Origin of the sequence: Alteromonas sp. V450 (genome assembly GCF_001885075.1) — a bacterium.
Taxonomy (GTDB): Bacteria; Pseudomonadota; Gammaproteobacteria; order Enterobacterales; family Alteromonadaceae; genus Alteromonas.
In genome coordinates this window covers 2,015,721-2,036,523 of the sequence record NZ_MODU01000004.1, presented here as the reverse complement: position 1 = coordinate 2,036,523, position 20,803 = coordinate 2,015,721, and the positions used below count along the sequence as shown (strand labels likewise).

The 20,803-nt window shown below is 43.4% G+C and carries 16 protein-coding genes; 8 read left to right on the top strand and 8 right to left on the bottom strand.

What is annotated here, in order from left to right:
- Positions 1-116: 116 nt before the first annotated feature.
- Positions 117-2,030, top strand: coding sequence for a TonB-dependent siderophore receptor (locus BK026_RS08900; RefSeq protein ID WP_071815548.1), 1,914 nt, complete (start codon positions 117-119; stop codon positions 2,028-2,030).
- 31 nt (positions 2,031-2,061) lie between these two features.
- Here the strand turns inward: BK026_RS08900 and BK026_RS08895 are convergent, their stop codons facing one another.
- Positions 2,062-2,592, bottom strand: coding sequence for a PepSY-associated TM helix domain-containing protein (locus BK026_RS08895; protein WP_071815547.1), 531 nt, complete (start codon positions 2,590-2,592; stop codon positions 2,062-2,064).
- A 202-nt stretch (positions 2,593-2,794) separates the two neighbouring features.
- Positions 2,795-3,784, bottom strand: a complete 990-nt coding sequence (locus BK026_RS08890; protein WP_256253740.1) for a hypothetical protein — start codon at positions 3,782-3,784, stop codon at positions 2,795-2,797.
- Here BK026_RS08890 and BK026_RS08885 point away from each other — a divergent pair.
- The 5 genes from BK026_RS08885 (at position 3,768) to gloA (ending at position 9,548) form a co-directional block, all read left to right on the top strand.
- Positions 3,768-5,228 carry a radical SAM protein gene (locus BK026_RS08885; protein WP_256253739.1) on the top strand — a complete coding sequence of 487 codons (1,461 nt, stop codon included), beginning with the start codon at positions 3,768-3,770 and terminating at the stop codon, positions 5,226-5,228. The genes BK026_RS08890 and BK026_RS08885 overlap by 17 nt on opposite strands.
- A gap of 10 nt (positions 5,229-5,238) precedes the next feature.
- Positions 5,239-6,933 carry a DUF1223 domain-containing protein gene (locus tag BK026_RS08880; RefSeq protein ID WP_071815546.1) on the top strand — a complete coding sequence of 565 codons (1,695 nt, stop codon included), beginning with the start codon at positions 5,239-5,241 and terminating at the stop codon, positions 6,931-6,933.
- A 160-nt stretch (positions 6,934-7,093) separates the two neighbouring features.
- The gene (locus tag BK026_RS08875) at positions 7,094-8,014 is read left to right on the top strand and encodes a dienelactone hydrolase family protein (RefSeq protein ID WP_071817570.1); all 921 of its coding nucleotides are present in this window, start codon (positions 7,094-7,096) and stop codon (positions 8,012-8,014) included.
- A gap of 153 nt (positions 8,015-8,167) precedes the next feature.
- A complete protein-coding gene (locus BK026_RS08870) occupies positions 8,168-8,830 on the top strand; it encodes a DUF1456 family protein (protein ID WP_071815545.1) in 663 nt (220 codons plus the stop codon).
- Positions 8,831-8,999: 169 nt separating this feature from the next.
- Positions 9,000-9,548 carry a lactoylglutathione lyase gene (gene gloA, locus BK026_RS08865; RefSeq protein WP_071815544.1) on the top strand — a complete coding sequence of 183 codons (549 nt, stop codon included), beginning with the start codon at positions 9,000-9,002 and terminating at the stop codon, positions 9,546-9,548.
- 121 nt (positions 9,549-9,669) lie between these two features.
- Here gloA and BK026_RS08860 read toward each other — a convergent pair whose 3' ends face one another.
- From BK026_RS08860 to BK026_RS08835, 6 genes are all read right to left on the bottom strand, one after another.
- Entirely contained in the window at positions 9,670-13,086 is a 3,417-nt protein-coding gene (locus tag BK026_RS08860; protein WP_256253738.1) for a DUF748 domain-containing protein, read from the bottom strand.
- A 143-nt stretch (positions 13,087-13,229) separates the two neighbouring features.
- A complete protein-coding gene (locus BK026_RS08855) occupies positions 13,230-13,820 on the bottom strand; it encodes a DUF2780 domain-containing protein (protein ID WP_071815542.1) in 591 nt (196 codons plus the stop codon).
- A gap of 351 nt (positions 13,821-14,171) precedes the next feature.
- Entirely contained in the window at positions 14,172-15,368 is a 1,197-nt protein-coding gene (locus tag BK026_RS08850) for a TonB family protein (RefSeq protein WP_071815541.1), read from the bottom strand.
- Complete coding sequence (locus tag BK026_RS08845) at positions 15,361-15,753, bottom strand: BlaI/MecI/CopY family transcriptional regulator (protein WP_071815540.1); 393 nt, start codon at positions 15,751-15,753, stop codon at positions 15,361-15,363. Before BK026_RS08845 ends, BK026_RS08850 begins: the two co-directional genes overlap by 8 nt.
- 257 nt (positions 15,754-16,010) lie before the next feature.
- Entirely contained in the window at positions 16,011-17,996 is a 1,986-nt protein-coding gene (locus BK026_RS08840) for a class I adenylate cyclase (protein ID WP_071817569.1), read from the bottom strand.
- 190 nt (positions 17,997-18,186) lie between these two features.
- Positions 18,187-18,663 (bottom strand): DUF4136 domain-containing protein, encoded by a 477-nt coding sequence (locus BK026_RS08835; RefSeq protein WP_256253737.1) that lies wholly within the window; start codon positions 18,661-18,663, stop codon positions 18,187-18,189.
- Positions 18,664-19,153: 490 nt separating this feature from the next.
- Here BK026_RS08835 and BK026_RS08830 point away from each other — a divergent pair, with 490 nt between their 5' ends.
- The gene (locus BK026_RS08830) at positions 19,154-20,215 is read left to right on the top strand and encodes an L-dopachrome tautomerase-related protein (RefSeq protein WP_071815539.1); all 1,062 of its coding nucleotides are present in this window, start codon (positions 19,154-19,156) and stop codon (positions 20,213-20,215) included.
- Positions 20,216-20,234: 19 nt separating this feature from the next.
- On the top strand, positions 20,235-20,786 hold the full coding sequence (locus tag BK026_RS08825; RefSeq protein WP_071815538.1) for a DsrE family protein: 552 nt from the start codon (positions 20,235-20,237) through the stop codon (positions 20,784-20,786).
- Positions 20,787-20,803 lie beyond the last annotated feature (17 nt).

Below are 20,803 nucleotides of genomic sequence, written 5' to 3'. Positions count from 1 at the left end.
GCTTCAGACGTATAAAAAAATCTACGTCTCATCACTATCAGTTTGGTTATAAACGACTGATGCCCCATAAGCGTAATATCAATTCTTACCGTTCACTCTTTAGTTGTCGTGGATAAATGAAAACCTTTTTAACGTACAAAACATGCCATCAAAAACCGCTTTTTGCAGCAAGCCTTTGTGCTTTTCTGTGCTCTTTTTTAGCAAATGCAGAATATGTTGAAACGTACACTGTTACGGTAAAACGGCCTTTTTTTGATGAGACACTAAACAAAATATTTCCCCATTTCGAATACAATAAGAGAAACTCTCCCTTGTCTGCGAGTGCTAACGAGCTGCTGGTCCAGTCTCCTTCGGTCAATTTAAATGGGCAAGGGGGGCAAATTCAAAATATCAATATTCGAGGCTTTTCTCGATGGCGAGTGCAGTCACTCATTGACGGTGTACCTATTACCAGCGATCGTAGAGCCGGTGCTAGCGTGAGCTTTGTGGCTCCAAGTCTTATAGAACGGGTTAGCGTATTGCCGGGCGCCACATCGACATATCTTGGGTCGGGCGCTATTGGTGGCGCTGTCAATGTACTATTTGCCGAAAACTTTACTCCTCATGCGCGCTTTGCTTTTAGTGAAAATCAAAGATTATCAGAATACAGTTACGCCAGCGTATTAGAGTATGAAAACATGGGAACAACCGATTGGCATTTGTCCTACCGCACTGCAAATAATGGTACAGATGCAAATGGCAACACGTTATTTGACCAATTCACGCAATCGTCGGCATTTGTTAGGCAACGCTTTGACAGTGGCGTTTTAAAAGAAGCGTGGACACTGTATTCACATAATAAAGATATAGGTAAATCGAGCAGCGATTTCCCCGAAAGCAGGATCACAACGTACCCTAAAAACACCCATTGGCTTGGCAAATTACGCTTCGATATTAACGGGCTAGATACCAATGTATGGTGGCATAAATCTACGCTTGATACTCATATTTTAAGGCCTGGGAATCGGATAAACACAAGTCAGAACGAAGCCTTTGACGTTGGCATAGATACAGGAAAAACCTTGTTATACCGCAATTGGTCAGCCAACTGGCGCATTCAAGGTAGAGCCAGAAATGGCGTCATTATCAATGAACAAGAGTATTCGCTTTTTGATCAGCTAACGTACGATATAAACACCTTAGATGCCAGTGAAGTTAATGCGGCCGCGCTGTTTGATGTATCAAGGCATTTTGGCCGTTCTGCAATTGCAGTAGGCACTCGGGTAGATTGGCAACAGCAACGAAATGAAAACGACACGGTTTCAAGTGAAAACATAAGTGCTTTTGTTGGTGTTAATCAAGAACTGAGTACGGCTTGGAGTGCGAGCCTGTATTTTTCTAGTGCATTTAGAAACCCATCATTAACTGAGCGCTACTTTTCAGGTGAAACTCCAAGGGGAGCGGTTTTAGGGCGTCGTAACCTCAATACCGAAAAATCGTTTAATATTCAGGCTAGCATACTTTATCAGTACAAAGACTTCTCAGGAACCGTTGAACTGTTTCATCAAGCCATCGATGACTATATAGAGCGCGTAGACGTGTCTGGAGGTACCGGTGAGGTTTTGCAATATAGTAATGTTGCAAAGGCCGAGATAGATGGTGTCAGTTATCAGTTTGCATGGCAGCCGATAAATAGCAAATGGGATGGACGATTTTCGGGGGCGTGGATAAAAGGAGAAGACAACGCAGGTATCCCGATTGCCGATATTCCGGCCAATAGACATCGGGTTGATGTTGGCGTTTCAATAGATGAAATACGTGGATTTACAGTGCTAACCTATCGTGCAGCTAAGTCGGACGCTGCAGATGGTGAAAGGCGCTTGGACGATGTCTTTACTATGGACATTGGGGCTTCGTGGAATTGGAACAGCATGCGTATAGAAGCAAGCATTCAAAACCTTTCCAATCAACAATACTATGTCAGCCCAGACGATAAAGCTGCATTTGCGCAAGGCCGAAGCGTTCAATTTGCGCTTACGTACTTGTTGTAGCATTGGGCTTTGGTAGTTGGGTAATGGCCTACTAGTGCTGCCTATTTCTATAATGTTGTTTAAAGTATTTACTTTTTAATGTGGTAACCAGCATAACCATTCCTGTAACCCATAATACAAAAAGCAGCACTGCCGCTGGCAAAAATAGCCATAGTTTGGCTCCTTCGAAAAACCAGCTTCCATCATGAATTGCTTCGATGGTATCGGTGCGCCGATAAGCAATATGAAGCACATTGCTGGTTGTTGCATCGATCTGCACTTCCCAGTGGTTCTTACCGCGCACTTTAATAATTCCTTTGTCTGGGCGGACATCTAATCGGTCGATATCGTCCCACTGTTGCAGATTTACCTGGGGTATCTGCTTGACGGTACTTAGCACTTGCTCAAAGGACAGAGCAGGCGCACCTGCCGCTACTTTTTGCGTTGGAGGCTGGATCCAGTCAAACTCTTTTTTAACCTGTAGTAGTAGACCACTTCCAACAACAATCAGGACAGGAATGAAAATAGACAACGATATCCACAAGTGAAGATTGCGGCTGGTTCTACGAAGATTGACTGACATGCATTACTTACTCATAAAATAGGCGTGCTGCGTACATGAATTTGTAGGGTGTAACTACGCAATATTTATTTATATTACGTCATGTTAAAGAGCGTGTAAAAATCACCTTGTACCGTATAACGCATATTTTCTCGCCTGCGTCGTTTTTGAGCGTAAGTTGCATTGTCTATGTCGCGTAAGATTAGCCCCTGCGTCTAAATGGTTAATGAATGATGGGGTGTGCGAAGTGGAGACGGGTGTCACACGTTAACGAGACAACAGATTCAGTCAATTTTAAGCGACCAATATCTTGCCATACAGCGTTGTCTGCGCCATTAGCATTAAATGGGGCGGCATGAATGTCTAATACAATTTCACGGTTTGGATAATGTGCAACGTTAAGTTCCTCTCTGAAGTCGTCTTTATCAACAAGGGGCGTTTGCGAACTCGCTGTAGCGCGCAGCCAGTAGGGTGAGATTGAACTTTCTGTATTAATGTCAGCTAAATGCGAAACAGGCCGAAAGCGCGCATTTGCCTTATCTCCTGAAAACATTTTGTCAGCAGATTCTAAATCTTGCTCTAATCGATAGGCCGTGAGTAACTGGCTAAAGGGCGGAAGCTCACCTAATTGAGGTTCATTGGTTAAAGGTAAGCTAAGCACGTGTTTAGTTCGGGTTCCGCCAAGAGAATGCATTAAAAAGAAATTGACCGAATGTTGGTTAGAAGGGAAAAGCTTTACCGCAATAGCAAACGCACGTTTTTCCGACTGTGTTGTTCCGTTTAAGCTTACCGACGCTCTTACAATAGCGGGAATGCGAACTCTTTTTTCGTACAGACCTGTATAGGGACTGTTCTCACCCATTTCCCAAGTGCCAGCAAAACAAATACCGTTGGCCTGGAGCAGCTTTTGACCTGAGGCTAATTCAACAAAGTCAGCCTTTGAAGTTAGTGTTCGTTTTGCGTGTCTTAGCAGCAGGTTTTCTCCTGCTTGGTCAAACAACTTTTTACTCACTTTATAGTGGGGAAAAAAAGGATACGGATCTGAGAAAACGCGCTTTTTTACTTCGGAAAAGCGCAATGCGCTTAGGCGAGGTTGAAGAGGCTTTTCATCTTCTCCGTTGCTGTGTTGCACATGCGTTTGTTGGCTACCTTTTGTCATAAGGGGAAGTGAAAAAAGAATAAAAAAGCACCACAGAGTGAAAGAATTTTTCATTGTTATAGGTCTTGATAAATATCTTGTCGTTACATTAAGACGTTTAGCTATGCCTTGCAATTCCGTTACAACCAGAGAACAACAGCTTGCGCACACACAACAGCGGATGGGGCAACACTTCACCCCCAATCAACTTTTGGGAAGAACGCACACCATCGGCTGTGTAGCCATAGAAATTACGCAAAAATGCAATCTAGATTGCACCTTATGCTATTTGTCTGAACATTCTCAAGCGGTACGTGATATTCCCATAAATGAAGTGTTTAAACGTTTAGACAACGTGCTTAATCATTATGGACCAGGAACGAGCGTGCAGATTACGGGCGGCGACCCCATGTTAAGAAAACGCAGCGAGCTGATTGAAATTGTTGCTTATGCTAATCAGTTAGGGCTACACACAGCATTATTTACCAATGGTATTGCTGCAACGCGTGAGTTGCTAACGGCCTTAGCAAACGTTGGTTTGAACGATGTGGCTTTTCACGTTGATACCACGCAAGAGCGAGAAGGTTTTGATAATGAAGCATCGTTGAATGCTGTCCGCGAAGAATATATAGAGCGGGCCAGGGGCTTGGGGCTTATGGTAATTTTTAATACGACGGTGCACACCCACAACTTCGCTGAATTGCCCATGCTGGTGGATTTTTTTGTGGCGCGTGCCGACGCGGTTAGTTTCGCATCATTCCAACTGCAAGCCGAAACAGGCCGTGGCGAGTGGGGGGCACGGGCTGATGTAATTGACCCTGTAACCGTAAAAGCTGCTATTGAAAGCACCATCCGCAAAGCGTTACCGTGGGAGAAAGTTCGGATTGGACACAGTGACTGCCATAGCTACATGCCTACTCTCGTTGCCAATGGGCAGGTTTATTCGGTGGTTGATGATGAGCACTTATTTGCACAGTTTATTGAGGACTTTAAGCATATACAAACTACCCGGCAACACGGTAGCGCCAAAATTGTGTGGGATTATAGTAAAGCGTTGTTAGCGCGCCCAAGCTGGTTGTTAAAGCTTGCTAAGGCATCCGTTATAAAACTATTAGAAATGCGAAAAAGCCTTGTGAAAAGCAAAGGCCGAGTACATAAGCTGTCGTTTTTTGTGCAGAACTTTATGGATGCCAGCGCGCTTCAGCAAGACCGAATTCATGCGTGCTCTTTTATGGTCATGACTGCTGATGGCCCTGTTTCAATGTGTAAGCACAATGCTGAAAGGGATGAACATATCTTAAAGCCTCTGACTTATACCGACCGCCGTGGGCAAGTGAAGCAGTACGAGCCACTTTCAAAACGCTACAAGCAAGAAAACGTGATCTCCATTCGCAATATTGTCGATGACGCCCCACGTATTACAAGCGAGACAACGCCGCCTTTAGAGACTAAAACGCTATTTGTTACCAATACACCTCATAAAAATACGCAGCCCCAGTCATCATTGAAAAGAGTATAAGGAGACCGTAGTGAAGATTCGGTATTTGCTTCAGCTTAAAAGTGTTAGTGTTTTCATGTTATCTCTTTTACTGCTCTATACGCTACCCTTTGCCGCGCGCAGTAAAGCATTTGAAAATGCAACGGCAGAAAGTAATTTACAAACAGAAGAGCTTATTAAGCTTAAGCAGGCTTATCGCAAAGCAATGTCAGACTGGGCTTATGTGCTTCAGCACTATGTTGATGAAGAGGGGCGCACTGACTTCAAGTCTTTGTCAGATAACAGGCAGCCGTTGGAAAATATGGTGGCGTTTATTAGTTTCGCGAGCCCAGCCATGACCCCTGAGTTATTCGATTCACCGCAATCTGAAATGGCTTATCATATTAACACGTACAACGCGTTGGCCATGCACGGAGTTATCGAAGAAGGCATTCCTAACGGATTTACCAACTTTTTTTCTCGCGCGGCTTTTTTCAAGTTTCGCGATGTAGTGATTGGCGGTCGGGTTACTAACTTATATGACTACGAAAACGACATAATAAGGCCCCTTGGCGAGCCTAGAGTTCACTTTGTACTCAACTGCATGGTTAAAGACTGCCCGAGGCTACCACAAACTCCATTTTACGCCGCTACACTGGGCCAATCCCTTGAAAAAGCCACCACAGAATTTTTTGCTAACAAAAAGCACTTTTACGTTGATGATAAACGCGGGCAAGTGTTCGTATCGGAAATACTCGACTTTTACACCGAAGACTTTGTTGCCTCAGGTAAAGCAAAGGACTTACTACAGTACATCAATCCTTATTTAGTAGACCCCATCCCACAACATTATGCGTTGCGATTTATTGATTACGATTGGCGTATTAATGCACAGCCAGACAGTGGCGCTGTGAGTGGGGCTATCGAAACATCTGATGTTATTTACCTTTCAGCAAGCAAGAGAGAAAAGAAAAAGGCAATGGACGACGTAGTAAGCGAAAGCAACGGTGTTATACAGCTGAAAAGTTCGCCTAACCACACCACCGTAATAGAGCTCTATACATCGCAGGGCTGCAGCAGTTGTCCACCGGCTGAAAAATGGCTATCTGGCTTTGTAGAAAGTAGCAATCTTTGGACAGAAATCGTGCCAATTAACTTTCATGTAGACTATTGGGACTACCTAGGTTGGAAAGATCCTTTCGCAAATAACGCGTTTAGCGAAAGGCAGAGAGACTACAAGAATGTAGGTAAGGCGAACACCATTGCTACACCAGGGTTCGCTTTAAACGGCCGCGGTTGGAATGGCTGGTTTCGTGGTCAGGCAATTCCTCAGCGTGTAGCCCCTTTAAGTGGCGAGTTAAATGCACTTATTTCAGATGGCGAGATTAGCGTGACGTTTGAAAATACGTTGGCACAAAGTCATATTCGCTCGGATTTTACAGCACACGCGGCCCTGCTAGGCTTCGGCATTGAAACTTCCATAAAGCGAGGTGAAAACGCAGGGAGAAAGCTTATTCACGATTTCGTTGTTATCGGTTATGAACACGTATCACTGCCCCTATTAGCCTACGAAAATCAACAACCGGCAAAGGCCAGAAACGAGCAGGCCGTGGTAAGCGTTAAGGGGCATTTAGCTGTGCCTGACAGCAAGCACATAAAGACAACCAGAAAAGCGCTCGTGGTGTGGGTGTCGCAATCCAACGATCCTTCACCTATTCAAGTAGCGGCGTCATGGTGGGATAACTAGGGCGTATCGCGGGTGACTTCACCTAGCATTAAATCATTTCCCTGAATCGTTAACCGCGCTAGAGTAAGTAAAGTTACTTTAGAGCAAAAGCAAGGTGCATTTCGCTTTTATTTAACAAATTTCTACTCTACAGGCCACAGTGTCTATGGAGCCTAATACTATGGAGCCCTATACAGTGAAGCCCGATACAGTGAATGATGCGGTACATATCCCTCAAGAAGCGTTTGATTGGTACGACGAGTATGCACACGGTGATATAGACCGTCGCACCTTTTTAACGCGCTTAGCATCGCTATCAGTGGCAGGATTAACGGTAAGTGCAATTGGTAGTGCGCTTATCCCCGATTATGCAAAGGCAGAGCAGGTGTCTTTCAACGACCCAGCAATTAAAGCAACCTATGAAGTTTTTTCGTCTCCTGACGGCCATGGAGAGGGCGGAGGTTACTTTGTTCAGCCTACAAAGCTTCCTAAGTCTGGCGTTGCGCCCTGTGTTCTTGTGGTTCATGAGAATCGTGGACTAAACCCATATATAAAAGACGTTGCTAGACGTCTCGCTATGAATGGATACGTTGCATTTGCGCCGGACGCACTGTTTCCTCTAGGTGGCTATCCTGGCAATGATGATGACGGGCGCGCTATGCAGAAAAGTTTGGATAGAAATAAGATAGAGCAAGATATGATTGCTGCTGCAACCTGGCTTAAAACTCACGACATATCGTCAGGCAAGTTGGGCGTGGTAGGTTTTTGCTTTGGCGGTTACATTACGAACTACTTAGCTGCGGTAATACCTGACAAAGTCGATGCAGCAGTACCATTTTATGGCACACCTGCAAATGCATCAGTGATAGATAATGTAAAAGGACCGATCCTTATTCATTTTGCACAAAACGATAAGCGTGTAAACGCGACCTGGCCAGACTACGAACGTGTGCTTAAAAAGAATGATGCGAACTATGAAGCCTTTGTTTACGATAGCGCGCAGCACGGTTTTCACAATGACTCTACCAGTCGCTATAGCCCAAAACATGCAGAATTAGCATGGCAACGAACGATTAACTTCTTTGCACGGCATTTAGCGTAAGTGCTTATTACACACCTAGCATTGGATGCCGTTGATTAAGTGGTGTAAACTATGCCGTAGGTGGAAGTAAAAAGCGTAGTTCACGCCTTTTACTTTCATACATGTACAGCATATTTTGCATCCAATATTCACCCGCACTTCAGGCCCACATTCATGATCCACAACGATGTTCTACGTCGCCTTCGTTATGCGCTAGCGATAAACGACACCGCCGCTATAAGCATTTTTAAATTAGTTAACTACGATATGGATATTGACTATCTACATGCTGTAATGAAGCGGGAAGATGAAGAAGGCTATTTACCGTGTCGCGATAAAATTATTGCGCTTTTTCTTGATGGGCTAATCATCAAAAACCGTGGGCGTCAAGAAGGGCAACCCCCTCAAACACTTGGGCCCAAAGAGCGTTTAAGTAATAACGAAGTGCTGCGCAAAATCCGTATTGCGATGAGCTATAAAGACGACGATATGATTGCAGTACTTAAATTGGCAAACTTCAGAATAAGTAAAGGAGAGCTATCTGCGTTCTTTAGAAAGCCTGATCACCGCAATTATAAACCCGCTGGTGACCAAGTGGTGCGTAACTTATTGCAAGGCATGGTGAAAAAGCATCGACCAGACTCTACGCGACAAGCCTCTCCTAAACAGTCAAATAGCTCAAGCACGCGCGGCACTAAGCCAGGTTCACGTCATAAAAGTGCTAACAATCAAAACGAAGCGTACTCTAAAGCAACGGGAAAAAGCACCAATAGCAAAGTGTCGCCGGCAAACAAGGGTGATACTGGCTCAGTTTGGGGAAAGCTTCCTAAAAAGTAAAAGCTTTCAAAATTAGCCGTCGTGCCAAACGCATCTGAGGTAAAGCGCGTAGGAAGGGAGACCAACTGCGGTTGTTTAAAATCAAACAACCCTCAATGTTATGTATTCGCTGCAAGGTAACGTAAAACTATTTTGCCTTCATTAGTAAATACCGCAATGGATGACGATTATGAGCCGACATTTCGATAAGGCCGAAGGCCTGTATGAAGAAAAAGATGCTGCCACGCAAGGGTTTGTGTTTAATCAAACTATGCTGCGCATTGCCGATCCCAAGCGCTCGCTAGATTTCTACACACGTGTTATGGGGATGACGCTCATTAAGCGTCTAGACTTTGAAGACATGAGGTTTAGCCTTTATTTTCTAGCTGCAGGTGATGACTTTTCTGATATTTGTGACGATGTGGATACACGTACTCAGCAAACTTTTGGTCGCCCCGCTATGTTAGAGTTAACGCACAATTGGGATGATACACCTGAAACTGCGAGCTACCACAACGGTAATACCGAGCCTAAGGGGTTTGGGCACATTGGTTTTCATGTACCTGATGCCGACGCCGCATGTGCACGATTTGCATCGTTAGACGTCCCTTTTCAGAAAGGACTTAACGATGGTTCTATGAAGGGTATCGCATTTATTAAGGATCCAGACGGCTACTGGATTGAAATTTTTAATGCGGCCAATGTATCTGCAACCTGCGCTCCGCATCTGAAGAAATAGGGTAGAAGTTAACGCATTCTTGTGGGTTAATTATTGCGCTCTACCAAGTAAAGTATGAAACGTTCAAAAGAGGTAGCCCAGTAAAACGAGCTACCTCTTATATGAACTATGCAGATGAGTGTTAATTCGCCTCAAGGGTTAACGCAACACCGCTAAATTCTGTATGTAAGTCGTGCTGAGTGTTTATCAAGAATAAACGATTGGCTTCAATTGCAGCTTCATTCGCTAAATAACGTTTAACCATTTTACTACGTGCATCAGCCAGTTGAACTAATTCACTTTCTGGAACATCGATGCTATTGCGCAATTTGTTGTATCGCGCAACGCTTAAGGCTCGATTTACGCTTTCTTCGTTGATACGTTGTTTGCTGTCTTGAGTACTATTTGGGCTTTGGTCTTTATCCGAATTTGCGAGTTCAGGGTAAAGCTGCGCCACCATGTTTTCAAATTCAAGGTTAAGGTCTGGTGTGAAAATCTCGATATAGTACGACAGAAGCGCATCAGCTAACGGGCCTTCTAATGGAATATTGCTGCCGGTTATGGTACTTGTCTGAGTGCTGCTATTTTGACTATCAACCGCATTGTTTTGACTTAACTGAGCATTGGTGGATGCACTAGGTGAATGAATAAGCCCGCTTTTTGTTAATAGCGTAGTATTTAACTGACGTTGTGCTAACGCAATGGCATCAGACATAGCGTTGACCGTACCTTCTATATTTACCCTTAAGCCAGGACGTTTTTTAAGGGCCCTTGCAAGGGTGTTCAGTTTATTCTGAGCGTTGGTGTTAAGTGTTATTTCACCAAAGGCAAATTCAACGCTGTCGAGCTCATCATCACTGCCAACCAGGTCTGCCAATAGCGAAAAGGGCGCGGTAACAGCTTTGGTGATGATATTACCAATAGCATTGAGGATAATAGAGCCAAAGCTGAAGTCTGGGCTATCTACATCGCCCGACACATCCAAACCTAAATCAATAACGCCGTTGCTGTCTTCTAACAGCGCTATGGCAAGCCCAAGTGGTAAACTTAACGCCTGATCAGAGTCCGATTTTTTGCCCAATGTGAGCTGGTCGATAACTACATTGTTCTTACCTTCTAGCGCATTTCCGTTGAGTTTATATTGCATAACCAACGACAATAGTCCCTTGTCTATGTAATAGCCCATATAGGTGCCAGAGTAAGGGTTAACCGACGTGAGCTCGGCCCCTTTTACGGAAAATCGTAAATCCAGATCTCTATCACTTTTTAGCGGGTGAATAGTGCCTGCCAGTTCGACTGGCGCATAGTTGTCTATCTTTCCAGTGATGTCGACAATAGCTGGAGACATTGAGGATGAGTCGATACCTGATACCTTGCCATTCAAACTGTCTATAGTAGATGCGAACTTAGGTGCTAAAGAGTGATCAGCAAAATACGCTTTACCGTTTTCAATTGATATGGCGTTAACTGCAATGGCCAGCGGTTTGGCCTGTGAAGGCGTTGCTCCAGTGTCTAAAGGCGCGTTTGTGGTTGAAGTTTTTGATGTAGCTTCGGTGTGTGCTTCTTTACTATTTTGAGCTTGCTTATCCGCATTGGTACTGTTTGGTAACGCGACTATAAGCTTACTCACATTGGTTTGTTTAGCGTCATCGATAACGAGTCGTGCGAATGGCGCCTGAAGTCGGATATTGTCAACACTTAGCAGGTTCGATGCGTGGTCAAATTCAATGTCATCTGCGCTTAACGCCTGCCATTGTAATAAGGGGGTACCGGCGTTATCCAGTATGCTTAAGTCAGTAACATTGGTATTCACCTTAACGTTTAGTGCGTCGATGTTTCCTTGATGTGACGCGTTGTTAAATGACGCAGCAAACTTAGCATCTAAGTTAAATATGCCGCCTTCAAGGGTAATGTTTGCATAAGGGGACACGTAATGCTGAAATTGATTTAACAGCAGTTGCTCTATTGTTGCTGTGCCGGTAACGCTTTGCTCCGCTATTATTACGCTTCCGCTACTGCGCAGTAGGCCTTTCGGTGTATCGCTAAACGCCAGTGGATCGGCAGAGACGTGTAAACTGGTATCGTAGGAAATAGGTTGAGAAAAATCTGTTGTAACTTTGCCGCTTTTTATATCGATGTTGCTGATATTGTAATAAATGCCGTCACTTACGCCGCGCTCTATCAGGTTTATACTACCGTTGTTGAATTCAAACTGGTTTAATTCAACATACCACACGGCGTCTTGCGCCGGTGTGTTTGAGGTGTCGTTTACAACAACATGGGCTTCATGCTCTACTTCAGAATGTGGCGCTGCGTTTGTGGTGGTCGTTGAAGGTGTTACGCCCGCCGCCGAACTTTTCGGGCTAAACAGACGCTGTAGGTCAAGCCCTGACTTATCAAATTGTGCCGACATTCGAACGTTGTCTATGGCAACTTCAGCAATACTCACTCGCTGTTCTAATCCGTTTACGTTTATGTCGTGAATGGTAAATGCGGGTATGGTAAGTATTTCATGCGAAGGGCTAGTGGAGTCGTGAGTGCTATGTGAAGAGCCGGCATTAAACGTAAGGTTGTTCACGGCTAATTCGCCGCGCGCTACAATAAACTGGAAGGTGGTATCTTGTTCAAAAAGTTCAGCGTGTAGGCTCAAACTCACCTTACCGTCTACTAAGTCCGCCTCAATGAAGTCTTTCGAAAGTGACCAAAGCGGCGTAAGCGCAACATTGTTTATTGCAATGTCAGTGGTCACTTTCAGCGGTGACAACTGAAATTCGCCATTAATGGCAATATTCCCTTTCTCTGCGGTGAGCAAGTTAAACTGATATTGGTTGAACGCCAATTTACTTTTCGACTCATCACTTTCACTGTTTTCGTTATCAGGTTTGGCGTTTTTGTTGCCTAACTTGCTTGCACTGATCAGGGCGTGAGTATCTAAATCTTGAAGATGAATGCTTAACTCTGGGTAATCAAGCAACGTACCGGTTACTTTGTCTTCAATAACTACTCGTCCATGCTTAAGTGCAAAATCCTGTAAGGTAATTCTTGGAATTTGTCCTTTATCACTATTTTCAGGCTCTGTGGCGGCTTTCGTACTACGTTTTTCTGCGTGTGTGAGAATGTCAGAAAAGTTGAATGTTTGTACATTTTTACTTGCATTTAATCGCGCAACCGAAATAAAAGGCTCGTCTATGGCGAGTGATTCTACGGCCGGCGTGAAGGTAAAAATTGATTGCCAGAAACCAACGTCTAACGATATGTGGCCTACGCTAAGAAACCGATTTTTTTGGGCATGCAGGGCAGCGTTGTCACTGTCTTTATTTGAATAATGCGTATCAGAGAAAATAACAAAATCAGTAACGTCTATTTTTAAAAGAAAAGGGTTTATTGCAATATTTTCAACTGCTGCATCTCTTCCCGTGCTTTCTTTTACTATGTTGGGTAACTTCGCCTTTAACACCGCAGGGGTAACTACGCCAATAAGCAGTGAGTAAATAAGGTAGATGAGAACTAGATAAGTAGAAAGCCGAAACCATTTGGGCTTGGCTGAAAACCAAGACATTACATTTTGCATAGGCGTTTAGGATGCGTATAAAAGTATGAAAAGATGAACAAGACTGCTACTAGAAAATGTAGCGCCGAGCAAAAGCACGTCGGCGTGTCGATGATGACTATATTACAAACATCAACACGCCGTTCAATACATTACAGTGCGGTTAGTAAATTATCTAGGCCAGACTTAAATAATGCTTGCGTTTTTTCATCAGCATTTACATTCAAGTATTTACTGATTTGAGTAGCAACGCTGGCAATCATATCTGTGGATAATCCGAGTGCTTCAAACTGTTGTTTTAAATCGTTCACAGATTTTAGCGTGGTACTATATTCAGACGCTTTATTCAGTAAACCTGATAGTGACGAGCTCTTGCTTGCGGCAGGATCGCTACTAAGTGCAGGCACATTCTCAAGCAAGCTATTTATACCAGGGATACTACTTGCCAGTTGCTTATAGTCAGCACCGGAGAGATTGCCTTGAACATAGTTCATAATAGATGCAATGCCGCCTTCTGACTGTGTTTCAGTAATGTTGAGATTGTCAGAAACTACACCAACCAAGCTTGCTAAATCGACGCCAGACACGGCATTGCTTGCCATATCAGTTAAACTTGTTGACGTTACCGTCGACGGTGTTTTTTTATCGCCTAAAAGGCCTTTTAGCTGGTCGATATTCGCCTGTGCGTTTGCCGTAAAAAATGTAAGTGCAAGCACTGCTGGAGCTAAAGCGAAACGATACATAATAAATTTCCTTGTAGTACACCTAAAGTAAATCGCTTACGTGGTGTAAAGCGAATGCAAATAATCGACAACACTGTGTTATCGACTATCTAAACTTTCCATATATTAGAAGTTTTAAGGTATGTGAATACTCACATTCTACCGCAGTGAAGCGCTGATTTCTTTAGTAGAAATGTAAAGACGCGTAAGACGCATTATCGCCCCCTTTGGGTAGACGATAGATAGTTTGAAGTACCCAGCAATTAAGTCAATTAGACAAAACACTAAAAGGAGCATTATGCTCCCCTTAGTATTCTGTGAAGGGTAAACTCACTATTGAAAGGGATTTACCGCAACATTATTTGCTTACGTTTAGTCATTAGTGTTATCTGAACTGTCTAGTTTAAAGTCCATTTGTACTAAAAGTCCGGTTTGTCTTACGCCTTTGCCGCCCTGAATACGTGGTTTGTATTTCCACTGTTCTAAGGCAATTTTAGCACTTTCATCGAATACGCCAGTCGGCTCTGATTTTACTATCGAAAGGTTATCGGTGGTGCCTGTTTCTGTAATGTCGAAAGACAGTACGACAAACCCTTCAATATCTTCTTTTGCCGCCTGTGTAGGATAAATAGGCGAAATGTGCACAATGGGGGTAGCTTCATTTATGTTTGCTTTGCCCGTTTTGGCTTCAGGCTTCGGGGGAGGAGGAGGCACGTTGGCAAGTGCGGTGTTAATGGTAAGTAGTGCGGCAATAGAAACCGCAGTAATGGCCAGTATTCTATTGGTATGTACAGGTTGCTTTATCGCGTTTAACCGTTTGATCATAGTGTTTTTTTCTCCAAAGGAAAGGTAAAGCCCTGGTTTGTAATGCAGGGCGTTTGAACAATGCTCGGCACACTGCACAAGTGCTTTTGCATAAATTAGCTTTTCGTTTTCAGTTTTGTTTTTCAGTACTGCGCGGTCGCAAGCCAGTTCTTGATTTATCCTGAAAGATTTCAGCGCTAGCCAAACGAACGGGTTAAACCAAAATACAATGGCGATAGCTAGCGCGAGCGCATTCCATACGTGATCGTAGTGCTTGCGGTGAACGTTTTCGTGTTCTAACACCATGGCCTGTTGCTGCTTTGAAAACGTACTTTTAAATGAAAAAGGAATAAGTACTTTAGGCGCAATAAACCCAAAAAGCATTGGCGTGGTGGCTTTACTCGAATAGTAAGCATTGATGTGTAGGGCGCGACGTTTTCCAATTGAAGCCCAAGTTGTAATATGGTGCACCAAAATATAGCTGGCAATCATACATGCACCTATTAGCCAGAGGGTAAGCCAAGCTTCTATTTCAACGTTGTTTACCATGGGTTTCACGCCCACAATGTAATGAGTGATATGGTTTGCTGGAATGCTAACAAGTGACATTGGAAGGTTATTAACTAGCAAACAACAAGGCACCAAAGCCCACAGTTTATACATCAGTGAAACGCCTAACTTAGACGTAAAAAAATGCTCTGAAGCAACTAACAAAACCAGTGTTAACGATAAGATACCTTGTTGGGCAATGATCCATTCAATCATTGTTTTTCTCCCATTCCTGAATAAGTGCTTTAAGCTCGTTTACATCCTGTTTAGAGAGCGAGTTTTGATTGGCAAAACCGGCAACCATCGGGGCGATTTTTCCTTTGAACAATCGACTAACAAAACTTGTTGTTTCTTTTTTGGTGTAATCTTCGCGAGCGATAAGTGGGTAGTACAAGTACTGACGCTGCTGTTTTTCGAAGCCTAAAACCTCTTTTTTTACCAAACGGCCTAACAAGGTTTTCACGGTTTTTTCGTGCCAATCTTTTTTGTCATTGAGGCGTGCAATAACCTCACTTGACGTGGCCGGGTGGTCGTCCCACAGTACGTCTAGTACGTCAAATTCTGCGTTTGAAATGTCGGGTTTGTCGACGTGATTGCTCATAGTGATGACGCCTTAAATTTGGATTACAGTTGTAGTCTATTTGTTTAAGATTACACTTGTAATTCAAAACTGCAAGTTTTTTATTACATCGATGTAGATGACGGTTTATTGCCGCTACGTTTTATAGTGTGCGCAGAAAAGGCTGCTGAAAGTGTCATAAAAAAAGTGTTTGGACAGGCGGTGCTGAATGTTCGACAAGCTATTACAAATTTCAATGCCGTAGGCTAAATTTAACTTGTAAAAATAGGAGATTATAATTAATACAATACGGTGAATTTAACGTCACTACTTTCAATAAACTCTCCTAATATACGAGATTGTTGGTTACCTCTTGGCACCATCACAAAGCAGGAGGGGGGCGGGGTTACTTCCTGCAAGTCGTACCAAAGCTCATCAAGCGCGTCTCGCTCTTTTTTGATGAAGGTCTCTCCCCAAGAGGTACGATAAAGCAATGTTGTTTCTTCTACTGTGGGTTTTTGCCGTAGCGTAGAAAAGTTCACTATCGCCATACATGTTGTTATGCGCTCTGCAGAGAGTAGGTCGTTGCGAGGTAACGCAGAAACTTTCACAGGCGGAAAGTATTTGCATAAATGTTTAAGTAAGTCGTTCAAATCTAATTCGCTTACTTCGGTGTAATTGTAGTCGAGATGTACCTTGCTTTTTGTATCTATGATCCTGCTCGACACACACCAGACCATCAGTGAGATGGCATCAGATGCTTGGGTGATCTTCTGCGATTTCTCTATAATTCCAGATTTACTGAGAAGGTCGCCAGCATAAGCTGTCCATATCTCATCGCCATTTTTTAGAAGTTTCATTGATATAGTGACGGTCTCACAATACAAACTTTCGTCAAAGGCGCGTCGTAAAAACTCAACCTTGTCGGCTTTTTTGCCATAAAACGTACTCAATCTGCGGCCAAGCACGGTCATGTCTTTTTCATCCATTACTTGTTTGTGGTGATTGAGTTCGCCTGAAATCCTGCGATAGCATTTCAATAAAAAGCGATGGATCCTTCTGCTTAGTTGAACCCTTTCATGAAAATTCCAATCTTGGATGTTATCCAAGTGATGCAGCGTTTTCTTGTTCCATCCCCATTTTCTGGCATAAGAGGCAATGATTTTGCGTTTGAAATTAGGTCGCTCGCCTTCAAACAGCGGTTGGCTTAGTGGACATTGACACTTTAAATATAAACACTGCTGCAGAACGAGAATATCTTCCGGTTGGCCATATTCTTTATAATGTTCTATCAGTTCATCAAACATTAATGCGTAGGGGTCAATATCTGAAATGAAACCAGGCGCCTCAGAGCCTTGATGCACGTGTTTTTTTAATAAGTTACAAAGTGGCGTGCCGTTTTCAATATTTGCTAGGTACACCTCAAGTTTGGCCATTTTTAGCACGGATTTAAAGGGAGAATCCATTGCTTTGCCAAGCTGCCAAATGGCAGCGCCAAATAATTCACTCGCATCCAGTTTTTCCAGGTTGCCCAAATCCATAAACCAGTCTGCGTCTGGCGAACCACCTCGCTCAAGACTATTAAGTATTGCGTTGTATTGTTTTTCAGCAGTTTTTTCAGGTGTTAACCACCAAAAAGGGGCTTTCCCTGCAACGACGATATTCGTGGTATAAAATTCAGCTTTGAGAAACAACGATTGAGCCGAGCCAGCACTCTCTCCCTCTGCTACACCGAAATCATTCTGCTTTACCTTTTCGATATCAGATAAGAAAAAGTGGACTTCAACGCCAAAGTGTTCGTCGGCCCAGGCTTCAATTGCGTTGAGTTTTTCTTGAAGCAAGTTAATTGCTTGTTCAGAGAATTGCTTTGTGTCGATGCACAGCCAGTAATCAAAATCAGAATGCTCAGTTTGCGCAATAGTGCCAACGCTGCCCATCAATACCAGAGACTCAATAGCCCGCTGGCGAGGCCAAATCTTTTTAATATCACTGATAAGGTCGCGGTGCTGTGGAAAACAGTCTAGAAAAGATTTTTGAATATCAGGTCTAAACGAATAATTGTTTATACCGAAAGGGACAGTATCATTCGTTGAAGAGGGCGCAATATAGCCTGGCAGCAGCTCGTGATTAACATGCACCAAAAAAGGAAGCAGATGAAACAGCGGTTTATTCCTGTCGGGCAGCAATGTAATCGCCCGCTCTATTCGAGCTTTGTTATACCTCAATACGCGTAAAAGTCGTATTGTAAGGTTTTGCTGTACTGAAAGGGGCTGATTCTCAGTCATCACTGTATTCTGTGCTTCTTCATTGCGCCTAGCATACCGTTATTTAACACCCACTGATCAATATTGTACCTCAAGACACATTATTTGCGTTAAGTGTTTATCATGTAAATCAATGTGCCAAACGTATTTAACGACAGAGAAGATCAAAAAGCGATGTTTATCAACGAAGCAGAGCGGCGCAGCGACTTACTCATTTATTCAACGAATTGCGCTGTGGATACTGCTCAAGCAGAGTGCCGATAAGTTCATCCAAAGCATTTTGGACGCTAATACTGTCCTTCGCTTTTAAATCTATTGACCCCGACGCGCTATAAATAAAGTTGCCATCTTTCACTATATCAATTTGCAGAGATTGTTGAAGGGTGGTTTGCTCTCCAACTGGAATGCTAAAAATACTCCCAATCGAAATGCCCCCAGAGCGACCAAAGCTCCCGGTACCCAAACCTAAATTCAAGGTGGTGCCGTCTTCTTTTGTTGAGGTTGATGGAAGGTAACCTACCGAAACATCTGCGTTGTTATCTGTTGACGGTGTTAATCCTTTAGCAATTAAATTTTTGGTTATGGTAGATGACACATGTTGTGCTAGCACAGCATTGGTAGAATTTAATGGCGCTTCTATATAGAAAGTTTTAATGTCTGAAAAATTTTGACCGTCGTCTACGTTCACTTTGGGGTGACTACTGCAACCCGCTGCAATTGTAAAACACAGCGATAAAAATAAACCACATTTGATATGTCGAACGTTTTTCAAAAAATGGCTATAACGTTTCTTTAAAGAGCAACCTAGCATACTAAACTCACAGTAAATCATGGCTAATGACAGTAACCTTTCTTAGCAACATTGTTCATTGAATTATAGTTTTAACGGATAAACGGGCTACTTTAGATCTGCTGTTATTACCGTTGAACACTTTACTTAGCTAACACGCCGCGATTACGCTCATTTTAACTCTCGCTGAGTGGGTAATGATCTATGCAGATTGATATAATCGTTAATCCGCCCATTACCGTCGCCCAAAGGTGTTCCTGTTAAGGAATTAAAACGTATGCTCTACGTTAATGCTTAAAAGTCGTTCTCAGAAATTAAAGTGAAGGGCTTTTAAAACAAAAAGAAAACGTTTGGCAAGGTTTAATTCAAACATGTAAGGGTAAAGGAAATGATCAGTACGCGAGTATCACGCACGTTAACGGCTACAGCAATAGCAGCACTTTTTTCGGTCAGTGTAACAGTGCAGTCTGCGCCAGAAAGACACGTCGACCAAGTTGGTAAGATACAAGGTACACAAATTACAGGTGTAACGGTAAGTAATGAGGGGCGCGTGTTCGTAAATGCACCGAACTGGCGTGACGGCGTGCGTTTCTCCGTGGCTGAAGTAACCGATGCCGGAGACTTTGTTGCCTACCCCAACAGTGAAGCAAATGCCTGTGTCGCGCAAAGCCAAGTTAAAGCAGACTGCTTTTTAGCCGTTCAGTCTGTGGTGGCGCACAAAAACAAACTGTATGTATTGGATACTCGTAACCCCAAGTTTGAAGGCGTAGTCGATTCACCTCGTTTATTTGTTGTAAATTTATCGACAAACAACGTTGAAAAGACCTTAATACTGAGTGCAGAAGCCTATCACTCAGATTCTTATATTAATGATGTTCGCGTAGACGAAAAAACGAATCGCTTGTATATGACTGACTCTGCGCACGCGGGATTAGTTGTGTATAACCTTGATGATGATACCAGTTATCGCATTTTAGATAACCACGAAACCACCAAAGCGGAAGTCGATGCATTAAGTATTCAAGGCAAGCCCTTCACTATGCCCGTTCAATCTGACGGGATAGCGCTAGATACGATAAACAACACATTGTACTTTCACGCATTATCTGGCTATTCACTGTACGCCATTAACACGTCTGACATTGAGGAAGCGACCAACGACGTGTTAGCTAACAAAGTGCGTAAAGTTGCCACAACGGGTGCACCAGATGGGATGATTTATCATAAGGGCAATGTTTATTTAGCTGATTTAGAAAAGCAAGAAGTGCAGTACCTCACGCCAAGTCTTGACCTTCGCACGCTTGTAAAAGGCGATGTAGTTAATTGGGCTGATACGTTTAGTATATATGACGGTTCGCTTTACTATACCAATAGCAAGATACAAGATGCGGGCAGCGATGTGAGTGGCATGACGTTTGAAGTTTACAAAATAGCGCTACCCACTGAATAGGTATAAGGAATTTACAAACATGAGTATGGACAGAAGAAAAAGCTGTGCTGCAATCGCCGCAATGCTGTTGCTTGGCATGACTGGACAGGCCCTAGGCAAATCAGATTTTGAATATGGCCCGGTTTTTAATTCGTTTGGTAAGCATGCGCATGTGCAAGGCGTCAGTTTCCCTGAAAATCAAACGTTCAAAGTTGCATTTGACGTTGCAAATGCAGCAGAACCGGGAGAAGTGAACCGAAAGTTCGAGTCGCTTGCACGTTTTATTAATATGCATGTTGCCAACGGCGTAAAACATGACAACCTCTCGCTTGCGCTTGTCGTGCATGGTTCTGCCACAGAAGAAATGCTCAAGTCCGCTCATTTCAAACAGCGTACAGGCCAAACAAATGGCAGTGAGACACTGCTTAATGCACTTATTGCACAAGGCGTTGAAGTTATTGTGTGCGGCCAGTCTGCCGCCGCGCATGGCGTTGAGAATACCGCGTTGATTGACGGAATAAAAATGGACTTATCTGCTATGACAGCGCACGCTCGCTTGGCACAAAAAGGCTATTCGACTAACCCTTTTTAGGTTACGTAAAACGCGTA